This is a genomic window from Sulfitobacter sp., assembly GCF_036960155.1.
Lineage (GTDB): Bacteria > Pseudomonadota > Alphaproteobacteria > Rhodobacterales > Rhodobacteraceae > Sulfitobacter.
Map to the genome: position 1 here is coordinate 645,331 of NZ_JBALWB010000002.1, position 19,484 is coordinate 664,814.

A 19,484-nucleotide genomic window follows, 5' to 3' on the forward strand; every position below is an offset into this window, starting at 1 on the left:
AATTTGTGAGCGTGTTTGTGCCTAGTCAGTCAAAACAGGCAGTGCCATTAGCAATGCTAGCAAGGCAACCGACATCGTTCCGCTGCTAGAGCTGGACGCTTCTTCGATGATGATGGGCGCTTCAATAACTGGATCGCTCAAAGAGCCTGCCGAGGCTGTTGTTGTAAATGCGGCAAAGGCCACGAGTGTCATAATTGATTTCATTTTATCCCCCAATTTGTGTTGACGCTCATTTGTCACGCTAAATGTTGTTATGGTCAAGCTCGGCTGGATATTTTCACGATATCCGTGTAGGTTTAAAAGAAAAAGTAAACCATTGAGCGAAAGAGCAGGAAATCCCATGGCGATATCATCAAAACCTACGGCAAAAGCCCCCGCGTCAAAGTCTTCCGGCAGCAAGACAACGGTTAAAACACCAACCGTAGACGCGATGACAGAAATCGACACCTCCAACACACCAAAAGCAACAACCGCTGAACCATCAGTTGTTGAGACGCTTTCTCCGGTGGTTGTGAGCAACGAGCTGCGCAAAAAAGAACTGTTCGAATTGATTGTAGAGCGGTCGGGTATGAAGAAAAAAGATGTCAAACCTGTCGTTGAGGCGATGTTGGGTGTTCTGGGCGATGCCTTTGCCGAACAACGCGAGATGAATTTGCCGCCATTGGGCAAAATCAAGGTCCAGCGCGGCAAGGAATTGCACGATGGCCGCGCATTGGTTCTTAAATTGCGCCAGAAATCATCCCAGTTGAATGCCGCACCAGCGACCGATACCCCAGCAACCGCTGACGAATAATCCTACCCGGCCTTGATGTGTGCTCCCTGTGACGGGGCGCGCACATCAGGGCGGCGTTTCCCTTAAGTTTCTATAGACTTAGCCATGAGCGATTCCCATTTGTACGTGAGTCGTTTTTTGGCACCCGTTCAATTCTGAAAGACGCTTCGTGACAAATTACCCAGAGCTTTATGTGCTGCGCCATGGTGAGACCGAGTGGAATGCCCAAGGGCGTATGCAAGGCGCATTAAATTCGCCTCTAACCCCAGAGGGCATAAAGCAAGCACAACGTCAGGCCGAAATCCTGAAATCAGTTGATCTAGCCGGATTTGATATCCTCAGCAGCCCCCAAGGCCGTGCCTTTGAAACGGCAGCGATTGCCTTGGCGCGCCATGTCACTCATCTGCATACGGATGCGCGCCTGCGCGAGATTGGTGTGGGCGAATGGGCAGGGCGTGTGCGCAGTGAACTTACTGAAAATGATGAGTTTTTTGAGGGTCCCGATGGCGCACTAGAGCTGTATGAGCGCGCCCCAGGTGGCGAAGGATTTGACTGGCTAGAAACGCGCTGCACAGAGTTTCTGAGTAGTCTCAAAGGGCCCGCAGTGCTGGTAACTCACGGAATTACCTCGCGTATGATCCGCGCAATCGTTACCGGAGCAGGGCGCGCAGGCGTTGCCGAAATAGGCGGCGGGCAGGGCGTTGTGTTCCACCTGAAAAAAGGATCGCAAAAACGTCTCGAATGAGGCTTGCCATACCCGAAGTGTTAGTCTAAATCACGCCTTATCGGGTCGTTAGCTCAGTTGGTAGAGCGCTTCGTTTACACCGAAGATGTCGGGAGTTCGAGCCTCTCACGACCCACCATTCTCTCCCTCGGGAGGGGAGACATATTGCCCCCACCAAAGGGCAGCACTGCGCGGTTGTAGCTCAGCTGGTTAGAGTACCGGCCTGTCACGCCGGGGGTCGCGGGTTCGAGCCCCGTCAACCGCGCCACTTCTCCTTTAGATTATATAAATAATTCTTCCACACACCAAAGAGCTCTTTTTTGGAATGTGAGTATATGCAGTCAATGTTTTGGCTCGATATTTTCGAAGCGCTTCACCGGAACGTGCAATCAGGTCAGCTGCCCAGATTTACCCCTGCGCCCCAACTTGTTGCGATCGTCAAAATGACTTCTTTGTTGACCTGAATAAATTCGAGAGCCGCGATGGTTTCGGTAGTCCATAGAACGGTTGCTGTTCCCACGGATAGCCGTTCATAAAGCCGCGCCTTGATTAAATCGGTAAGATCGCTGGCATCCAACGGTTCATGGGCCACATCGATTTGGCCGCCAGCAATTGCAATGCGAGTGAGATTGTCGGTTTTGGGAGCAGATGCGGTCTCCCATGGCAATGGCTCAGGGTCGGGCGGTAAGTTCCGCAGATAGGTGAGGGTTTTGTCGGTGCGTTCGCGGTCGCCTTCGATTTTGGAAAGTTCGGTCAGTTCTGCCGAGGATCCGGCGGCGGGGGTGTTGCCAAATTTTAACCCCTGAACGAACACTGAGGCTTCAAATTCAAATGGATGGTCTGCAATCAGGCGCAAATCTTCAACTTGTGTCCCAGAGAGAGTGAGTTCCCGTAATTTGGAGAGCCCCTGCAGCGGAGTGATATCCGCGATTTGTGTGTGGTTGAGAGCGAGGTCCTGCAATGCGGAGAGCCCCTGCATCGGTTCAGGTCTGTTAGGGTCGCCAGATCGCTCAGGTCGAGGTATATTGCGCCTTCAATCTTAGCGATTTAAATCCGCCGCTCCGCTTCGGCGTAGGCCTCATCTGCCGTCATCACCATGCCATTTCGCCTCTGCGCGCACTTTGCCTCAGGCAAAGAAATCTCACAACCCGGAGGTATCTCAGGCTATGAACTGATGGCGGTGTAATTTGCAGTAGCTTTTTAGAATGTTGCGGAAGGCTTGTAGCTTTTGCGAAGGCCAGACATCAGGGTGCCCCACAACCCAAATATCGGCGTAAGGTCGCGGTGGTAAAACAGGGACTTGCACCAATCCCACAGAGGTACGCCCTAGAAACATCGGCATACGGACCACACCCAACCCTGCCTGAGCTGCACCAACCATCGCAACCATATCGTCAAAGCGAAACCGCACATTGTTGTTGGGGAACTCTGAACCAATTCCCATGGGTACGGTTGGATAAGCGTCATAGACTATCCAGTCGATCATCGCATTTGGATCGTTGGAGATGCGATCAGCAATAGCTTGGTTGGCAAAACTGGCGTTTTCCTGCTTCAACAACCTTAAGCCCGTCAATGTATCACCGGGATTTCTGCTAATACGAATGGCGAGGTCCGCTTCACGACGCGTCAAATCTAACAGGTCATTTGTTGCAAGGATGCGCAGTTCGATGCGGGGGTGCGTTTTCGTAAACTGGTCGATGACTGGTGACAAGAAATTAGCAATAAGCAGCTGTGGCGCTGTTATTGTCAGCGTGCCCGAAAGTTCGGTTTCAGCGCCCTGTAGCTGGCGCATCATACTGTGCTCGGTTGTTTCCATCTGATCGGCATGCTTTGCAAGCACAAGTGCAGCTTCCGTCGGTCGGTAGCCATCGGGCAATCGCTCAAACAGCAATTTGTTCAATGTGTCTTCGGCGCGACGAATCCTACGGGCGACGGTTGTGTAATTCACACCCAAAGCTTCGGCAGCACCAGCCAAGGAACGATGGCGAACCAACATCATAACTGTGCGCAAGTCATCCCATGCAATACTCATGCATGCGTTTTTGCATGTCATACATGCATATGCACGCGTTTTTACATGTGGGGGATGCGGTATGGTGTCTTCATCATCATTCAACGGAGACATGTTATGATATACGCCTATGCAAAAATCACTGTGACCAACCCCAAAGCACTTGCCGAATACCGCGATGTCGCGGGTGCTGCGCTTGCCAAACATGGCGGCAAAGTAGAAAGCGCTGCGCGGGAATTTACCGTCCTAGACGGTACGCCTGACGTGCCGAATGTCGCAGCATTGCTTAGCTTTCCCAACAAAGAGGCGGCGGTAGCTTGGTCAAATGATCCCGAGCTTGCGGATGTACACGCATTACGACGCAGTGCCGGTGGTTCTGATATTCTACTTTTGGGTTAAGTGGGATTTGTGCCGAAATAGAACAATGCTGTCACTCGCAACCTTGCTGTGAGTGACAGCATTGTCCCAATAACGGATAACCTTCTGTGCAGCACTGCTTGGCAATATTGGCCGGAAATACCTTATATTGGAATGATGTGGTTGCGAGGGCGCACTCCCCTATGGATGCCCTTCATCGGAAAGAAATTTCACAACCCGCAGATAAGTGCTTGACGGTTCATGGGGGTTGGCATATTCCGCACGAACGCTCTGAGGTTTAGGCCAAAGAGACGCAGCGCGCGGTTGTAGCTCAGCTGGTTAGAGTACCGGCCTGTCACGCCGGGGGTCGCGGGTTCGAGCCCCGTCAACCGCGCCACTGCTGCTTTGAAAAGGTCTCCTTCGGGAGGCCTTTTTTGCATTTATCCTATAGGATTATGGGGTGGGGGTGAAACCAAGGGCTGTTTCGATTTCTGGATCAAGCTGGCTGTGCATCCATGTGATGTCATCTTGTGCCCATGTTTCAGGCGCAGGGGTGCGGTCTTCTACGGCGGCGGTCCAGCGGTTGCCCATACGGCGCTCAACAGGCGCGTAGCCTTGCGTAGTATAGCCAAGCCCGAATGCAGCCGAGAGATCAGCCAGAAACGCCTCTGGCGCGGCGTTGAACGCGTCCAGCGAGACATAGACAACGGATGCGCCGCGAGTAGGTAAGCTCAGCAAGGCGCGCTGTTTCAGGGTCCGCATGGCAAAGATGTTTTCATACTGCGCGCCAGTGATGGGGTGGCGGTCCCATTGTAGTTCTTCGCCAAGCGGCTGAAGGCGCGGGGCGATTCCATCAAAATGGCTCAGCTTGTCCACATAAGACTGCCACGGCGTGCGCAGGAACTCAGCGAATCCCAAGGATTGCACCGAGGGTGCCGCATGCCACGGACGTTTATACAACGAGTGCGCCCATTTTTGCGGAGCGCGTACCGCGCAGATCGTCAGAAACGTCGGAGGCAGGGCGATCATGTTTGGAACGCCGTGTTTCCACCCCAACGCCTCGGTGCGTTTGATCTGCAATGCGTCTTGCACAGTCTTGCGAATGACGTTTGTGCCACAGCCCCGTTCGCCCAAAACCTGAAAGCGATCAAACGGGCCGTTACCCGCAATATGAAAGTGCCAACCCGTTTTGGCCATATCATCGGTCAAAGCACGTTTAAATTCCGGAAAACCTGCAGGGTCGGGGGACAATATCGTCTTGGGGCCCATTGTCATTTTGTGTCTCCCACGGCTTACTGCGCTTGCAACCCGCAGTGTGCTCAATTCGGCGGGGAAAGAAAAGAAGGAAGAGGCATGCAGACAGTTGCCGCAGTCACAATGGTGCGCGATGACGCATTTTTTCTCACGGCTTGGCTAAAGCATTATGGCGATCTGTTTGGACGTCAAAATTGCTATGTGATCAATCATGGCTACGGGAGCGAAGTGGCGGAACTGGCTGCGGGGTGCAATATCATTGGCATTCCGGGGGACCCGCATAAGAATTTTGATGTGAAACGCTGGGGGTTATTGAACAATCTGGTCGGCGGATTGCGTAAATATTATCGCCACGTGATTGTTGGAGATGTGGACGAGCTGGTGGTGGTTGATCCCGATACTGGCAAGAACCTGCTGCAATACCTTGAGGATACACCGGAAAAGCGCATCCTGACGCCTCTGGGTCTTGAGGTGATCCACCGCGTTGATCTGGAACCCGAAGCTGTGGGCGAACACATTATCGGGCCGCGCCGTTATGTGCGTCCTGCGCCGCATTATTCAAAACCCTGCGTTGTCTCGGCAGCGGCCAAGATTTCGCGTGGCGGACATTTTTCGCAATACCCCAAACTACATACGCCCGATGACCTGTACCTGTTCCACCTCAAGTTCTGCGATTTTGCGCAATACTCAGGTGCAATGGACCGTCGCAATGCGGTGACCCAAGAAATAGGTGATGACATTAAGGGCACGTCAATTGGACGTCATTGGTTCTCAGAAGCGCGCGGCGAAGACCGTGCGATGTTTGAGAGCTTTGAGCAGCTGAAGCTGGAAGAGGGTTTTGATCTGGGGTTCATGCGCAAACGCATGCAACGTTCCTTCAAGCCGCGCGGCGAGACGGGGTTTTATGAATTCAACCGCCCCGCCTTTGACACCCAGTATCAATTGCCAGAGCGTTTTGTCGGCGTAATCTAGGGCCTGCGGTCGATCCGGAGGGTTTGCCGCAGCACATTCAGCGCTGCGGCAGTTTGGCAGAGTTATCCGCGCTTGTTCGCAACCAGCGCCTGCATTTGCTCCAACGGAAGATATCCGCGTAACAATTCGTCATGCATCACAAATGTCGGCGTGCCATTGATCGCCAATGCACCCGCCAATGCGCGTGTTTGCGCGATTTCTGCAGTAACTTCATCGCTGTCCATACGGGCTTCTACGGCCTCCATGTCCAAGCCAAATGTGCTGCCCAAGCGGCGCAGGGTTGGCATGGTGATGTCGCCGTTAAAGCTCATTAATGCGTCGGCGACTGATTTGTAGCTGTCCCCACCTGACACTTGTTTTACCGCCACAGCAAAACGTGAGGCCAGCACAGAGCCGTCACCAAGGATCGGCAGCTCTTTGACGATTAGTTTGATGTTACCGTCGCTCTTGAGCAGCTCGGCAACTTCGTCGTGTGCGCGCTTGCAATAGCCACAGCGGTAATCAAGGAACTCAACCAAAACGATATCGCCGTCAGGGTTGCCGCCAACCCATGAATAGCCGTCATCAAAAATGGCGTCGGCATTTTGGGAAACCAGATCAATGTCTGCCTGAACTTGCTGTTCGGCTTCGCGATTTTGCAGGATTTCAACAGCCTGCATTATCACTTCTGGATTTTCGAACAGATAGGAGCGGACTTCGGCGCGAAATAACGCACGTTCTTCGGCACTCATTTCTTTCAGATCAGCAGCAAAAGCGCCCGTAGCAAGTGTGCCCAGTAGGGCTGTGGTGGCGAGTAGACGTTTCATAGTAGGTTCACTTTCGTTTTCCAGCACGTTGAGACGCAATCAACACATCTTGTGCCCGCTGCCAAGGGCCAGAACCCTTGCCGAGCAGACCAGACGCGCGACGCGCATGAATTCCGGCGTCTTTCAGCCGTCCCACCAGCGCATAGCGCTCGGCGGTGATAAGGGCGGCCATTCCTGTTTGACCGGTTTTGGCATAGGCCGTTGCAAGATCGCGCAACATCGAGCCATCGCGAAAATCCTGGCGGCGGGATTTTTCCAACGCGCCAAGGGCTTTTTTTACCTGACCATTTGCCAGCAAAGCGCGGCCATATCCTGACAAAACAAGCGGGTCATTGGGCGCACGCTGGACCGCGCTGGCATAAGTGTTTGCAGCGGCCGCAAAGTTGCGGGTTTCCAAAAGGATCTGGCCTTTTTGATCCCGGAAATACGGGTCATTGGGGCGCGCAGCGATTGCGCCGTCGATGGCCCTCAGCGCCTTTTTGGTTTTTGAGTTCTTGTGCAGCGCAATGGCCTCACGCAAGTAGCGTACATCGCCGTAGCCTTCGGATTTCAGCCGGCGCAAGGTCCAGCTGGGCGCGCGGTTATAGGCGGTGATCTTACCCTGTAGGCGGGCAAACCAATACTCCGCCGTCGGATCGGCCGGAAGGTCGCCGTAGCTGGCAACAAATCCCGCAAGGGCGCGCACGCGGTCGCGGCTTAGCGGGTGGGAGCGTGTGTAGGGATCTTGGCGACCAACGCTGAGTGTTTCTTGGCCAACAAAGATGTTCAAAGCATCCAGCAGCCCCTGAGGGGAGGCACCCGCAGATTTCATATAGCGCACACCTGATTGATCAGCTGATGCTTCTTCGGCGCGGGTATGGCTCAAAAAGGCACGCTGTGCAGAGCCGGATGCGCCGATGGCAATTCCGCCTGCGGCCTCACTGTTCCCCGCCGCAGCGGCTGCTGCAGCCAAGGCAAGGCCAAGCCCGGCGATTGTACGTGAGTTTGACAGATTGCCCAATCGCCGCACGATATGCCCATTGGCGATATGTGCCGCTTCATGTGCGATGATTCCCTGCAACATGGCGGCGTTGTTCATTTTAGTGATCAGGCCGTAGTGAATAAAAATCGCATCATTGCCGACGACAAACGCATTCAGCGTGTTTTCATTGACCACCAGAATTTTTACACGGTTTGGGTTTAACCCTGCTGCGCGCAGCACAGGAGCCGCGATTTGCTTTAGGGCGTGCTCCATATCCGCATCCCTTAGCAGGCTGGCGGCCTGAGCAGGCAAGGCAAGCAGTGCAAGGATCAACATCGCTGCTATTGACGGGACAAGGCGGATCAGGTGAAAGCTCATGAAAATCAGTGTAGGAGCGCAGCCATGCGGAATTCAAGCCGATCCGAAGTCGATCCCTTTATTGTGATGGACGTCATGCAGGCCGCAGCGCGCGCTGAAGGTGAAGGGCGTCACATCATCCACATGGAAGTGGGGCAGCCCGGAACAGGTGCGCCAAAGGGGGCAGCGCGGGCGTTAACCGCTGCGATGGACGCCGGACCGCTTGGGTATACTGTGGCCCTTGGGCTGCCAGCGCTGCGTGAACGTGTCGCACGGATGTACGGTGAATGGTACAATGTTGACCTTGATCCAAACCGTGTGGTGATCACCTCTGGGTCCTCTGGCGGGTTTATCCTTGCGTTCACGGCGTTGTTTGACAGCGGCGACCGCGTTGGCATTGGCGCGCCGGGGTATCCTAGTTACCGTCAGATTTTGGGCGCATTGGGGATGCAACCTGTTGATCTGCCAAGCGCTGCGGAAAACCGCTATCAGCCCGTCCCAAGTGATTTTGCAAACATGGATTTGCGCGGCTTGTTGGTGGCATCCCCAGCCAACCCCACAGGCACAATGTTGGATAAGCCGGCGATGTCCGCGCTGATTGGTGCGTGCCATGAAACGGGCGCGTCCTTTATCTCGGACGAGATTTATCACGGCGTCGAATATGAGAAAAAGGCCGTGACCGCCCTTGAGATCACCAACGAAACCTATGTGATCAATAGCTTTTCCAAGTATTTTTCAATGACGGGCTGGCGTGTGGGCTGGATGGTGGTCCCCGAGGATCAAGTGCGTGTGGTTGAGCGGATCGCGCAGAATATGTTCATTTGTGCGCCGCACGCCTCGCAGGTGGCTGCCCTTGCAGCGATGGATTGCGAAGATGAGTTGCAGGCCAATATGGATGTCTACCGCGCCAACCGTGCCTTGATGCTGGACGGGTTGCCCAAGGCGGGGTTTGACAGGATTGCGCCACCTGACGGGGCGTTTTACGTTTATGCGGATGTAAGCGAGATCACCAGTGACAGCCGGGTGTTGGCTGCAGAGATTTTGGAAAAAGCGGGAGTTGCGGTAACGCCGGGCCTCGATTTTGACCCTGTGCGCGGGCATACAACGCTGCGGTTTTCTTATGCGCGCAGCACGCAAGACATCCGCGAGGGTCTGGCACGCTTGACGACATTCATGCAGGCGCGCTGAACTGCTGGACCGCTGATTGCTAAGGGTGATAGGTTCCAGACAAAACGCCCTGTAAGAAAAAGGGACGGAGCAGTGATGAAACGAATTTTACTTAGCGTTATCTGTGCATTGTGCATGGCACCTCAGGTGATGGCTCAGGAGTTGAGCGCACTTGCGCGGGTCGACCCTGTTGCCAGCACCATTCAAGACGGCTGGTGGGGGCGCACGGATTTGTCGCTTTATCTCAGCCAAGGTGTGCCGTTTCGTGTTTTTACCTTGGATAATCCGGCGCGTCTGGTTGTTGATTTTCGTGAAGTTGATTTTTCGGGTGTGACATCCTCAGACCTGCTGCCCGAGGCGGGCCGCATCGAGGCCGTGCGCTTTGGCGCGTTTCAACCCGGCTGGTCGCGATTGGTGGCTGATCTCTCCGGGCCGATGCTGCCCAGTGAGATTGGGATGCCTGTTGATCCAAACACAGGCCGCGCCAGATTGGAAATTACGCTGAAAACGGCCAGTCCCGAAGAATATGCAACAGCTTCGAGGGCGCCTGAGGATCCAAATTGGACACCCGCGTTCTTAACAGCACCTGAACCCGAACCAAAACCAGACCAAGGTTTCACTGTAGTTCTTGATCCCGGTCACGGCGGTGTGGACCCGGGTGCAGAACGGGATGGGGTTACCGAAAAACAACTGATCCTGAGTTTTGCGCGTACATTAGCGGATGAGTTGAGGCGTGCGGGGGTGAATGTTGTGTTGACCCGCGATGAAGATACTTTTGTCGCTTTGGAGACGCGCGTTTCCATTGCGCACCAAAATAGGGCGGATATTTTTATCTCGTTGCATGCGGACATCTTGCGTCAGGGCGGGGCAAAGGGCGCAACAGTGTACACCCTGTCTGAGGAGGCCGCGGACGCCGCGACAATGCAATTGGTGGCGCGCCATGATCGCTCAGCGATTCTTACGGGTACTGACCTGTCAGGGTCTGATGATCAGGTTGCGGAAATCTTGCTGGATTTTGTGCGCCTTGAGACGGGTCCGCGCTCTGCCGCTCTTGCCAAGGCGCTGGCACAAGGCATGAAAGAGGCAGGCGGCCCGATGAACCGGCGCCCGCTGCGCGAGGCAGGTTTTTCGGTTCTCAAATCCGCAGATATCCCGTCTGTACTGGTCGAACTGGGCTTTTTAAGTTCTGAACGTGACTTGGACAATCTAAGGGATCCGGTCTGGCGGCAGGGAATGGCACAAGGGATCACGCAATCGGTTTTGATTTGGCGGGATGAGGATGCTGCAAGGGCCGCACTTGTACGTCAATAACCGACTGCTCAAACTGGCTGCCGGATTGATTTTATAACCCAGATATTGGGCGGCGTTTCGCTGGAATTCCCCATGCTTGCCTTTTGACCATTCCCGTAACCTCGCGTATAGAGGAGGCAACTTAAGCAGCCATTTTAAGGAGCTGTCGCGCGTGTTTCGGATGATCCTTTCCTTCTTTGGGGGTATTTTTACCACCCTAACCATGTCTATTGGCATGGTGGCCCTGACCATTGGGGCGATTTTCTGGATGTACGGGCGCGATTTGCCCAGCCACGAATCCTTGGCCTCCTACACGCCGCCAACGATAAGCCGGATTTATTCTGGCCAAGGGCGCTTGATTGACGAATTCGCCAAAGAACGCCGCCTGTTTGCGCCTGCGGATACGATTCCCGACCTTGTGAAGCAGGCGTTCATCTCGGCAGAAGATAAAAATTTCTACGAACACGACGGCTATGACCTGCGCGGTATTGGTGCGGCGGCTGTGGATGCGGTGCGCTCACGCGGTAAAGACGTGCGCGGGGCCTCGACGATCACTCAGCAGGTGATGAAGAACTTTTTGCTGTCAGGGGATCGCCGCGCAGAACGTAAGATCAAAGAGATCATCCTAGCAGCCCGTGTTGAAGAAGCATTGAGCAAGGAAAAGATCCTCGAACTTTACATGAACGAGATCTTCCTGGGGCAGAACTCTTACGGTGTTGCCGCTGCAAGCCAAACTTACTTTAACAAAACTCTCAGTGAGCTGGCACCGCATGAGGCTGCGATGTTGGCCAGCCTGCCCAAAGCTCCGTCTGATTTCCATCCGGTACGCCGCAAGGAGCGACTGTTGTCGCGCCGCAATTTTGTGCTGCGTGAGATGAAAGAGAACGGCTACATTACCGAGGCTGCATATGCGCAAGAACGCGATATGCCGCTGCGTTCGGTACAGAATGGTGATTTCGAAAGCTTTAGGGCTGATATGCCGCCGCGTGATTACTTTTCCGATGAAATCCGCCGCCAACTCTCAGAAAACTTTGGGGAAGGCGAATTCTTTACCGGGGGACTGACAGTACGCGCGACCATCGACAATGAGATGCAACCCATTGCAGCGGATGCGCTGCGTCGCCAGCTGGAACAATACGACCGCAGCCGTGGCGTGTGGCGTGGCACGGGTAAGACACTCCCGCCTGAGGCCTTGGTGGACGAGGCAACATGGCGTGAAGCCCTTAGCAACCAACGTGTCCCACGCGACATCACGTTGGAAACCCAGTGGTACCCTGCCGTTGTGCTGGAAGTAAGTGAACAGGGCGCACGTCTGGGCATCGAGAAAATCGACACTGCCGAAGGTGGTAACTGGGTTCCGCCAAAAGACATGTCTTGGGCGCGTAAAAGTCTGTCCAACGGCAAACTAGGTGCCAAAGGCAAACTGGTTGAAGTTGGTGAAGTTGTACTGGTGCGCCGTATGGTCGCCGATGCCGATGGATCGTTCATTCGCTGGACATTGCGTCAGGTGCCAGAGGTGCAGGGCGGTTTTGTTGCGATGGACGTGAACACAGGCCGTGTTATCGCGATGCAGGGTGGCTTTAGCTATCAGGCCAGCGTGTTTAACCGCGCGACGCAAGCCAAACGCCAGCCCGGCTCCAGCTTTAAACCCTTTGTTTTCGCGGCAGCGCTCGACAGTGGCTATACGCCGGCGACCATCATTGTGGACGCCCCGATTGAAATTAACACGCCGCAGGGTGTGTGGCGGCCAAAGAACTCCTCCAACAGATATTATGGCCCGACACCATTGCGGACAGGGATCGAACAATCGCGCAACTTGATGACCATTCGTTTGGCGCAGGAAGTTGGAATGAACATCGTGGGTGATTACGCTGAACGATTTGGCGTGTATGAAAACCTGTCACCTGTGTTGGCGAACGCATTAGGGTCCCAAGAAACCACATTGTACCAAATGGTAGCCGCCTATGCGATGTTTGCAAACGGCGGTGAACGCGTCGAGCCGACATTGGTTGACCGTGTGCAAGACCGTTATGGCCGTACCGTTTACAAACACGACAGGCGCGTGTGTGACGATTGCAAGCTGTCAACATTGGCCGCAGGGCAGGGCCCACGTGTCGTTTCAAACCGCGAGCGGGTGATGGATCCGGTTACGGCCTATCAGCTCACGTCGATGATGAAGGGTGTGGTCGATCGCGGTACAGCCCGCAAATCGGTAAACCTAAGCGTTCCAACAGCAGGCAAGACCGGCACAACCAACGATGCAAAAGACGTCTGGTTTGTAGGATTTACCTCAAACATCGTTGCTGGGTGTTATATCGGATATGACCAACCGCGCAGTCTGGGGCGTGGTGCTTCTGGTGGTGGCATGTGTGGCCCTGTGTTCCAGCGCTTTATGTCCAAGGCCGTCAAGAAATATGGCGGCGGCAAGTTCCGTGCGCCTGAAGGCTGTGAATTTATCAATATCGACCGCTTTACTGGCGCGCGCCTTAGCGCAAATGCATCCGGCTCTAACGTGGTGTCAGAATGCTTCCGTGAGGGTGAGTTCATCAACTTTGGCATTACCTTTGACGGTGGTTTTGCCATGGGCGCTGACCTGCCATTGATCGAAGGTGCTGGCGGCTCAAAAGCTAAAGAAGTCACCACATCAACAGGTAAGAAGGCCGTTGTTGGGCCAAAGGCTGGCTTTGGCACGCTTAGCTCTGGTGGGTTGTACTAAGGCGAACGCACCAAGAGCGGGCAAAACCCCTCTGACGGCTTGTAGCGGATCACACGCTGGTCTATCACATGGGCGGCCCTTTGCTAACGCAGGGCCGCTCTCTTATTTCGGGACAGATCATGCGCGCAGAAGTACAAAATACCGTCGATAAAATCGGCAAATCATTGGATCTTTTGGGCCAACGCCTCAATGTGGAGACGGCACCTTATCGGCTGGAAGAATTCAATGCGCGCGTTGAGGACCCAACCCTGTGGGATGATCCAGAAGCGGCCCAAAAGCTGATGCGTGCCCGTCAGGGGCTGGTTGATGCGATGGCAACCTATGACGGGATCAAGACCGACCTGCAGGACAACATTGACCTCATCGAATTGGGTGAGATGGAAGACGACGCAGAAGTTGTCGATGAAGCAGAAGCTGCTTTGGCCAAGCTGGAAATTACTGCTGCTCAGAAAGAACTAGAGGCGCTGCTGGACGGTGAGGCAGACGCCAATGATACCTTCCTCGAAATCAACTCTGGTGCGGGCGGCACAGAAAGCTGTGACTGGGCCAGCATGCTGGCGCGGATGTATGTTCGCTGGGCCGAGAAGAAGGGTTATAACGTCGAGCTTCAGGCTGAAAGCGCGGGAGAAGAGGCGGGGATCAAATCCGCCTCCTACAAGATCAGCGGACATAATGCTTACGGTTGGTTGAAATCCGAAAGTGGCGTGCACCGTTTGGTGCGTATTTCGCCCTTTGACAGCGCCGCCAAACGCCACACGTCTTTCACTTCGGTAAAGGTGTATCCCGTGGTGGATGACAACATCGAAATCGAAGTGAACCAGTCGGATATCCGTATCGATACGTACCGTTCCTCTGGTGCGGGCGGTCAGCACGTGAACACCACTGACTCTGCCGTGCGGATCACCCACCACCCCACCGGCATTGTGGTGACCAGCTCAGAAAAATCCCAACACCAGAACCGTGACATCGCCATGAAGGCGCTGAAATCGCGCCTGTACCAAATGGAGCTGGATAAGCGGTCTGCCTTGGTGAACGAAGTCCACGAAAACGCAGGCGATGCGGGCTGGGGCAACCAAATCCGCAGCTATGTGCTGCAGCCCTACCAAATGGTCAAAGACCTGCGCACCAACTATGAAACCTCCGACACCAAAGGTGTGCTGGACGGTGATCTGGATGGCCTTATGGGCGCGACACTGGCGCTGGCCGTTTCAGGCAAAAGTCGGGCCGAAGCACAGGGCGACTAAGGTTATTATATATACGATTAGGATCAGACAAAGGGTCTATAACGCTCTGAATTCTTACCGCTGGTTTGTATTTGGGTGTTTGGATTTGGGTTGAAATAGCTACGGTTTTGGGAATTTCGTATAGGCCCAAACTGTAACATTGGGTCAACTCGCGTCAAAATAGATGCCGAGCATTTGGACATTAAAGGTCCGCTATGCGGACGAAGTTGCCGTTAGTGACTTGCGCCTGCAAGGACCGTTTCCAGACAAAAGCAGACACGTTCGCAACCCTAAGTTGTTGTCTTCTGAGCGTGTGGCTATCACTTGTACTTGCATGTTTGGGAGCGCCGAAAAAATGAATGATTTTCGCAATGGAGCCGAGTTTCAGGCGTTAATGGTGTCGCTGGGTAGGATCGAAAACGTCAATCAGATTGCATTCGAGGCTGCTCAGGCTTCGGAGCGGAAACCTCAAGGCCATCACGACCGGCGTCGCTTGGAGCAAGAAAACAAGCTGTTGGGTCGCCAGTTGCGCGCCGCATTGCTTTGTTCTGCTTATTCGATAGCCGAGGCTGCGATCATTGGCCTGACCCCTCATGAATTGACGACGAATTCTGATATCAAAAAATATTTCGGGTTGGGTGAGAATGAAAGGCCGATTCCATTGCATCGTTCGCAATTCGTCCTTCAGCAAGTATTTGGGTTGTGTAAAACTGATCAATGGAATGAAGACTGGTTAGACCTTCATCGACTAAGGCTTCTGCGAAATAGATTAGTCCACTCTGGTGGCGTCGGCGAAGAGGACAATCTTTCCAAAAAAATAGATCGTGATGCAGGGTTTGCCGCTTGGGTTGAGCCCATGTTTGAAGGCTCGGAAGCAGAGATCTACGTGCTGGTGGTCGGCGAAATGCACTTCAGGCAAAGGCTGCAGAAGTTGCAAAAATTCATCTATGATATCGATGCTGAGTTGCCCAGAATAGTGACCTAATAATGTGTTGAGGAACGGTTCGCTGGTTGCAATGCCCTTATAAGCACTCTGCAACTGAACCCATGGTTCTGTAAAAGCAGCTTCCTGCGCATTGCTGCCGTTCATGACTGCCGCAGCATCCGTTACTTTGGGCTCGAAGCAGACTTTCGCTGGGTAGATTAAATGAGGATGTATCATCCGCTCTGTAGATCAATGCTTGTTGTCAATTTTGGATTTTTGGTATTTGTGATGTCTGGGAAAAGGGGCCCAAAAGTCTTTCGTGCTTACGTGTTGCGTCTTGACCGATAGCGCGGGCATAGTCCGGTATGGATATTTTGAATATGGATGCGTGTGCCCAATCTGCCGCGCTTGAGAAAGGTGAGCTTTCAGCCACCGAGTTGATGGAAGCCACATTGGCCCGTATCGAGGCCGTGAACCCCACTGTAAACGGGATTGTCAATCTGGCAGATGGCGACCGCCTGCTGGCAAAGGCGCGGGAGGCTGATAATGCGCCGCGCAGTGGCTGGCTGCATGGCATGCCCATCGCAATCAAAGATCTGGCCAACGCTGCGGGCTTTCCGACATCGCGCGGCTCACCCCTTTTTGCTGGCGAAGTGGCCGAGACCGACGATCTGATGGTCTCACGCCTGCGCGCGGCTGGGGCGATCGTTATTGGCAAAACCAACACTCCAGAGTTCGGCCTTGGCTCGCATACGTTCAATCCGGTGCACGGCGCCACGCGCAACCCCTATGATATTACCCGTTCTGCTGGTGGATCGTCTGGCGGCGCTGCGGCAGCATTGGCTACAGGGATGCTCAGCATTGCTGATGGATCAGATATGATGGGCAGCCTGCGTAATCCTGCAGGCTGGAACAATGTCTACGGCATGCGCCCCACTTGGGGCAGTGTGCCTGCTGATCCCGTGGGCGATATGTTTATGCACCAATTGGCCACTTCTGGCCCGATGGCACGCAGCCCTGCCGACCTTGCAGCGCTCTTGGATATCATGACGGGAAGCGATCCGCGCGTGCCATTCAGCAGCAATAGCCCGGCGACATTCACCAAAATTGATGAGGCGCCCAAAAAGCTACGCATTGGTTGGCTTGGCGATTGGGATGGTGCATTCCCGTATGAGGATGGCATTGATGAGATATCCCAAGCGGCGATGGGCAAATTTGCCGATTTGGGTCACCGCACCGAGACATTAAAAGCGCCCTTTGATGCGGACGCGATGTGGCAATCTTGGATCGATCTGCGATCCTTTGCTGTGGCAGGCGGGTTGCAGGCCGATTACGCGGATGAGGCACGTCGTGCCTATCTAAAACCTGCCGCCCTTTGGGAGATTGAGCGCGGGCTGCAGATGAGTGCAAAAGATGTACTGCACGCCAGTAATGTACGCTCGGATTGGTTCCGCCGGACAACGCGCCTGTTTGAAAGCCATGATGTTTTGGTTCTTCCCTCAGCCCAGTTATGGCCATTTGATGTTGATTGGACCTATCCTGAAACCATCGCGGGCCATGCAATGGACACTTATCACCGCTGGATGCAGGTTGTTGTTCCTGCAGGATTGATCGGGCTTCCTGTGGTCAATGTTCCTGTTGGTTTTGGGGCCAATGGCTTGCCTGCGGGTATTCAGCTAATTGGGCCGCGCGGCAGTGACGCCGCATTACTTCAACTGGCTCAACAATGGCACGGCGCAACCCACTGGCCACAAGAACGACCACCAAAGATCTAGGAAAAACGATGGGCTATTCAGGCATACGCGAACACGGTGCACCAAAGCTGACACCGCCAACGCTCACTCTATTGCGGGCAGCACTTGCGGCGGGGTGGGATGATTTTCGCGCGGCCCCAGCATTTGGGCTGATCGCTGCGGGGCTGTCGTTGGCAGCCGGATGGGGGATGAGCCTGCTAACCATGTGGGCAGGGCATACTTTCTGGCTGGTGCTGGGTGTGTTCGGGTTTCCACTGGTTGCGCCCTTTGCAGCCCTTGGGACGTATGAAGTGTCGCGTCTGCGCGGGTTGGGTGAAATCCCCACAGTGCGCCGTGTTGCGCAGGTGCTATGGGCAGAGCGCGGGCGTCAGCTGCCACCGCTTTGTGCGCTAATGATGTTCATGTTGCTGTTCTGGTTCTTTCTGGGACACATGATTTTTGCACTGTTCCTAGGGCTGAAACCGATGACCAATATCATGTCGTCCTTGGACGTCTTCCTAAGTGCAAATGGCCTGATGATGCTTGTGTTAGGTTCGGTTGTTGGGGGCGCGTTTGCGTTGTTGCTATACGCGATATGCGTGATCGGACTGCCCATGCTGCTCGACCGCGAGGTGGATTACGTGACCGCATTGATCACCAGCGTTGGCATTGTCGCGGCGAACCCTTTGGTGATGCTGGGCTGGGCGGTACTGATCGCCGCAACCCTGATCCTTGCGATGGTGCCAGCGTTCCTAGGATTACTGATCGTATTGCCATGGCTTGGCCATGCCTCATGGCATGTCTACGCAATGATGCGGGTCGATTAATCGGCTGGTTCGCGACCATGCGACACCAGCTGCTTGCGCAAATCTCTAGTACGTGGGTCTGCGGCCTCTAACGCAAATACATACGCATGGGTCAGGAAAAAACACTTGGTATCGATGTCAGCCGCTTCACCGGCGGCTTGCGCATAAAGGCCGATCAGCGCATCGCGGTCATCCTCCGCGTGCGCCTCAAGCATCTGCTCGTTCAGCCCCTTCATTCCGCAGCAAGGGGCGTGCGGTGGCGCTCCAACTGGCTAGCAACCCAGTGGTGGAACATATGCGTTGGCCCATCCATCGCAGGTGAAAAACGACCGCCATCAAAGCCCACCGCATGGCGCCCCCGCTGCATGCCTTCCACCACAAAGATGTCCTCTTCAAAGACGTCTTTCCACTGTTCGGTATTGCGCGCGCGCAGCTCTGAGTTGGTTTTTGGATCGGAATAATAGAGATGCACGTGTTCAATTGTGCGCTCAGGCCCCTCGGGAACCAGAATGATCGCAAACGTATGATCACGGTGCACGCCCAACAAAACGTTGGGGTAGGCGGTGATATACTCAGCTGAGGTGTCCCATTTATCGCTGAGGTCCTCAAAGTCAGGAAAGCTCTTGCCGTCCTCACCTTTGAGCTGGCGATACACCAACGTGCCTTGCCCCGAGAAGTGGCCAGCGTTTTCGATGTGGTAGTGATCTTCCAGCCGTGAATAACTGTTTAGCCCCGGATGTATCCAAGGCAAGTGGTAGCTTTCGCAGTAATTCTCAACCGCCAGTTTCCAATTGCAGTTCACGGCCAATTGGAAGCGACTGTCCGCGCCGCCATGATGCAAGGGTTTGTCGAACTCGGCCCAGCGGGCAATAAGGTCTGCGTTGACCTCTTCAAAAGGCTGTGCGGTGCCAGAGACATTGATCCAGACAACATCCATCCAAATATGGCTGCGTACCTCAATGAGGCCCAGCAGCGCGCGATCAATCCCTTCATGGGTGTTTTGACCGGGGCCACCAACATGAGGTGTGCTGACCAGTTTGCCTTCGGTGCTGTAGCACCACGAATGATAGGGGCAGCGGATTGCGCCTTCAATCTTGCGCGGCGTGTCGACTAAAATCATGCCGCGGTGGCGGCATATGTTTTGGAACACACGCACTTTGCCCGCACGGTCACGGACCATCAGCAATGGCATACCAAGGAAGGTGAGGGGGACCGCATCGCCGATCTCGGGCACGTCATCGCCCACGCCAAGGCCCGCCCAATTGTCAAATAAGACAGCCTGTCGTTCTTCGGTGAACACGGTCGGATCAATGTAATGGGCGTTTGGCAAGCCATTGGCGACCTCAAGGGGGCGGCGCACGCGGCTTAGGTCTGATCGGTCCATGATGCTCTCCTTTGTTACAAGGAGAA

19 protein-coding genes and 3 tRNA genes are annotated in these 19,484 nt (G+C 54.5%); 14 read left to right on the forward strand and 8 right to left on the reverse strand.

Annotated features, from left to right (window positions below):
* Nucleotides 1-21: 21 nt before the first annotated feature.
* Nucleotides 22-342, reverse strand: coding sequence for a hypothetical protein (locus tag V7775_RS09770; RefSeq protein ID WP_335751697.1), 321 nt, complete (start codon nucleotides 340-342; stop codon nucleotides 22-24).
* On the opposite strand from V7775_RS09770, the gene V7775_RS09775 reads away from it, so the two are divergent.
* From V7775_RS09775 to V7775_RS09790, 4 genes are all read left to right on the forward strand, one after another.
* On the forward strand, nucleotides 341-793 hold the full coding sequence (locus tag V7775_RS09775) for an HU family DNA-binding protein (protein WP_335751698.1): 453 nt from the start codon (nucleotides 341-343) through the stop codon (nucleotides 791-793). The genes V7775_RS09770 and V7775_RS09775 overlap by 2 nt on opposite strands.
* 148 nt (nucleotides 794-941) lie before the next feature.
* Complete coding sequence (locus V7775_RS09780) at nucleotides 942-1,517, forward strand: histidine phosphatase family protein (protein ID WP_335751699.1); 576 nt, start codon at nucleotides 942-944, stop codon at nucleotides 1,515-1,517.
* A 42-nt stretch (nucleotides 1,518-1,559) separates the two neighbouring features.
* Nucleotides 1,560-1,635: transfer RNA gene (locus V7775_RS09785), tRNA-Val, on the forward strand.
* Nucleotides 1,636-1,687: 52 nt separating this feature from the next.
* Nucleotides 1,688-1,764 (forward strand) — tRNA-Asp (locus tag V7775_RS09790).
* A gap of 126 nt (nucleotides 1,765-1,890) precedes the next feature.
* Here V7775_RS09790 and V7775_RS09795 read toward each other — a convergent pair.
* Nucleotides 1,891-2,475, reverse strand: a complete 585-nt coding sequence (locus V7775_RS09795) for a leucine-rich repeat domain-containing protein (protein ID WP_335751700.1) — start codon at nucleotides 2,473-2,475, stop codon at nucleotides 1,891-1,893.
* Nucleotides 2,476-2,655: 180 nt separating this feature from the next.
* Entirely contained in the window at nucleotides 2,656-3,528 is an 873-nt protein-coding gene (locus V7775_RS09800; protein WP_335751701.1) for a LysR family transcriptional regulator, read from the reverse strand.
* Between the two features lie 96 nt (nucleotides 3,529-3,624).
* On the opposite strand from V7775_RS09800, the gene V7775_RS09805 reads away from it, so the two are divergent.
* Nucleotides 3,625-3,906, forward strand: coding sequence for a DUF1330 domain-containing protein (locus tag V7775_RS09805; RefSeq protein WP_335751702.1), 282 nt, complete (start codon nucleotides 3,625-3,627; stop codon nucleotides 3,904-3,906).
* Nucleotides 3,907-4,184: 278 nt separating this feature from the next.
* A tRNA-Asp gene (locus tag V7775_RS09810) sits at nucleotides 4,185-4,261 on the forward strand.
* A gap of 56 nt (nucleotides 4,262-4,317) precedes the next feature.
* On the opposite strand, the gene V7775_RS09815 is transcribed toward V7775_RS09810, so the two are convergent.
* Nucleotides 4,318-5,139 (reverse strand): hypothetical protein, encoded by an 822-nt coding sequence (locus tag V7775_RS09815; protein ID WP_335751703.1) that lies wholly within the window; start codon nucleotides 5,137-5,139, stop codon nucleotides 4,318-4,320.
* A 78-nt stretch (nucleotides 5,140-5,217) separates the two neighbouring features.
* Here V7775_RS09815 and V7775_RS09820 point away from each other — a divergent pair, with 78 nt between their 5' ends.
* Nucleotides 5,218-6,090 carry a glycosyltransferase family 2 protein gene (locus V7775_RS09820; RefSeq protein ID WP_335751704.1) on the forward strand — a complete coding sequence of 291 codons (873 nt, stop codon included), beginning with the start codon at nucleotides 5,218-5,220 and terminating at the stop codon, nucleotides 6,088-6,090.
* A gap of 62 nt (nucleotides 6,091-6,152) precedes the next feature.
* Here V7775_RS09820 and V7775_RS09825 read toward each other — a convergent pair whose 3' ends face one another.
* Together V7775_RS09825 and V7775_RS09830 are read right to left on the reverse strand one after the other, a co-directional pair.
* Nucleotides 6,153-6,896 carry a DsbA family protein gene (locus V7775_RS09825; protein ID WP_335751705.1) on the reverse strand — a complete coding sequence of 248 codons (744 nt, stop codon included), beginning with the start codon at nucleotides 6,894-6,896 and terminating at the stop codon, nucleotides 6,153-6,155.
* A gap of 7 nt (nucleotides 6,897-6,903) precedes the next feature.
* The gene (locus V7775_RS09830) at nucleotides 6,904-8,235 is read right to left on the reverse strand and encodes a M48 family metalloprotease (RefSeq protein ID WP_335751706.1); all 1,332 of its coding nucleotides are present in this window, start codon (nucleotides 8,233-8,235) and stop codon (nucleotides 6,904-6,906) included.
* A gap of 24 nt (nucleotides 8,236-8,259) precedes the next feature.
* Between V7775_RS09830 and V7775_RS09835 the strand changes: the two genes are divergently transcribed.
* The 7 genes from V7775_RS09835 (at nucleotide 8,260) to V7775_RS09865 (ending at nucleotide 18,095) form a co-directional block, all read left to right on the forward strand.
* On the forward strand, nucleotides 8,260-9,402 hold the full coding sequence (locus V7775_RS09835; protein WP_335751707.1) for a pyridoxal phosphate-dependent aminotransferase: 1,143 nt from the start codon (nucleotides 8,260-8,262) through the stop codon (nucleotides 9,400-9,402).
* Nucleotides 9,403-9,477: 75 nt separating this feature from the next.
* Nucleotides 9,478-10,692 carry an N-acetylmuramoyl-L-alanine amidase gene (locus V7775_RS09840; RefSeq protein ID WP_335751708.1) on the forward strand — a complete coding sequence of 405 codons (1,215 nt, stop codon included), beginning with the start codon at nucleotides 9,478-9,480 and terminating at the stop codon, nucleotides 10,690-10,692.
* Nucleotides 10,693-10,843: 151 nt separating this feature from the next.
* Nucleotides 10,844-13,387: a penicillin-binding protein 1A gene (locus V7775_RS09845; RefSeq protein WP_335751709.1), complete on the forward strand. Its 2,544-nt coding sequence runs from the start codon at nucleotides 10,844-10,846 to the stop codon at nucleotides 13,385-13,387.
* A gap of 119 nt (nucleotides 13,388-13,506) precedes the next feature.
* Nucleotides 13,507-14,631 (forward strand): peptide chain release factor 2, encoded by a 1,125-nt coding sequence (gene prfB / locus V7775_RS09850; protein ID WP_335751710.1) that lies wholly within the window; start codon nucleotides 13,507-13,509, stop codon nucleotides 14,629-14,631.
* A 334-nt stretch (nucleotides 14,632-14,965) separates the two neighbouring features.
* Complete coding sequence (locus V7775_RS09855; RefSeq protein ID WP_335751711.1) at nucleotides 14,966-15,595, forward strand: hypothetical protein; 630 nt, start codon at nucleotides 14,966-14,968, stop codon at nucleotides 15,593-15,595.
* Nucleotides 15,596-15,900: 305 nt separating this feature from the next.
* Nucleotides 15,901-17,310 carry an amidase gene (locus tag V7775_RS09860; protein ID WP_335751712.1) on the forward strand — a complete coding sequence of 470 codons (1,410 nt, stop codon included), beginning with the start codon at nucleotides 15,901-15,903 and terminating at the stop codon, nucleotides 17,308-17,310.
* Between the two features lie 8 nt (nucleotides 17,311-17,318).
* A complete protein-coding gene (locus tag V7775_RS09865; protein WP_335751713.1) occupies nucleotides 17,319-18,095 on the forward strand; it encodes a DUF2189 domain-containing protein in 777 nt (258 codons plus the stop codon).
* On the opposite strand, the gene V7775_RS09870 is transcribed toward V7775_RS09865, so the two are convergent.
* Together V7775_RS09870 and V7775_RS09875 are read right to left on the reverse strand one after the other, a co-directional pair.
* The gene (locus tag V7775_RS09870) at nucleotides 18,092-18,310 is read right to left on the reverse strand and encodes a hypothetical protein (RefSeq protein ID WP_335751714.1); all 219 of its coding nucleotides are present in this window, start codon (nucleotides 18,308-18,310) and stop codon (nucleotides 18,092-18,094) included. The genes V7775_RS09865 and V7775_RS09870 overlap by 4 nt on opposite strands.
* Entirely contained in the window at nucleotides 18,307-19,458 is a 1,152-nt protein-coding gene (locus V7775_RS09875; protein ID WP_335751715.1) for an aromatic ring-hydroxylating oxygenase subunit alpha, read from the reverse strand. The genes V7775_RS09870 and V7775_RS09875 overlap by 4 nt, the downstream gene beginning before the upstream one ends.
* Nucleotides 19,459-19,484: the final 26 nt, after the last annotated feature.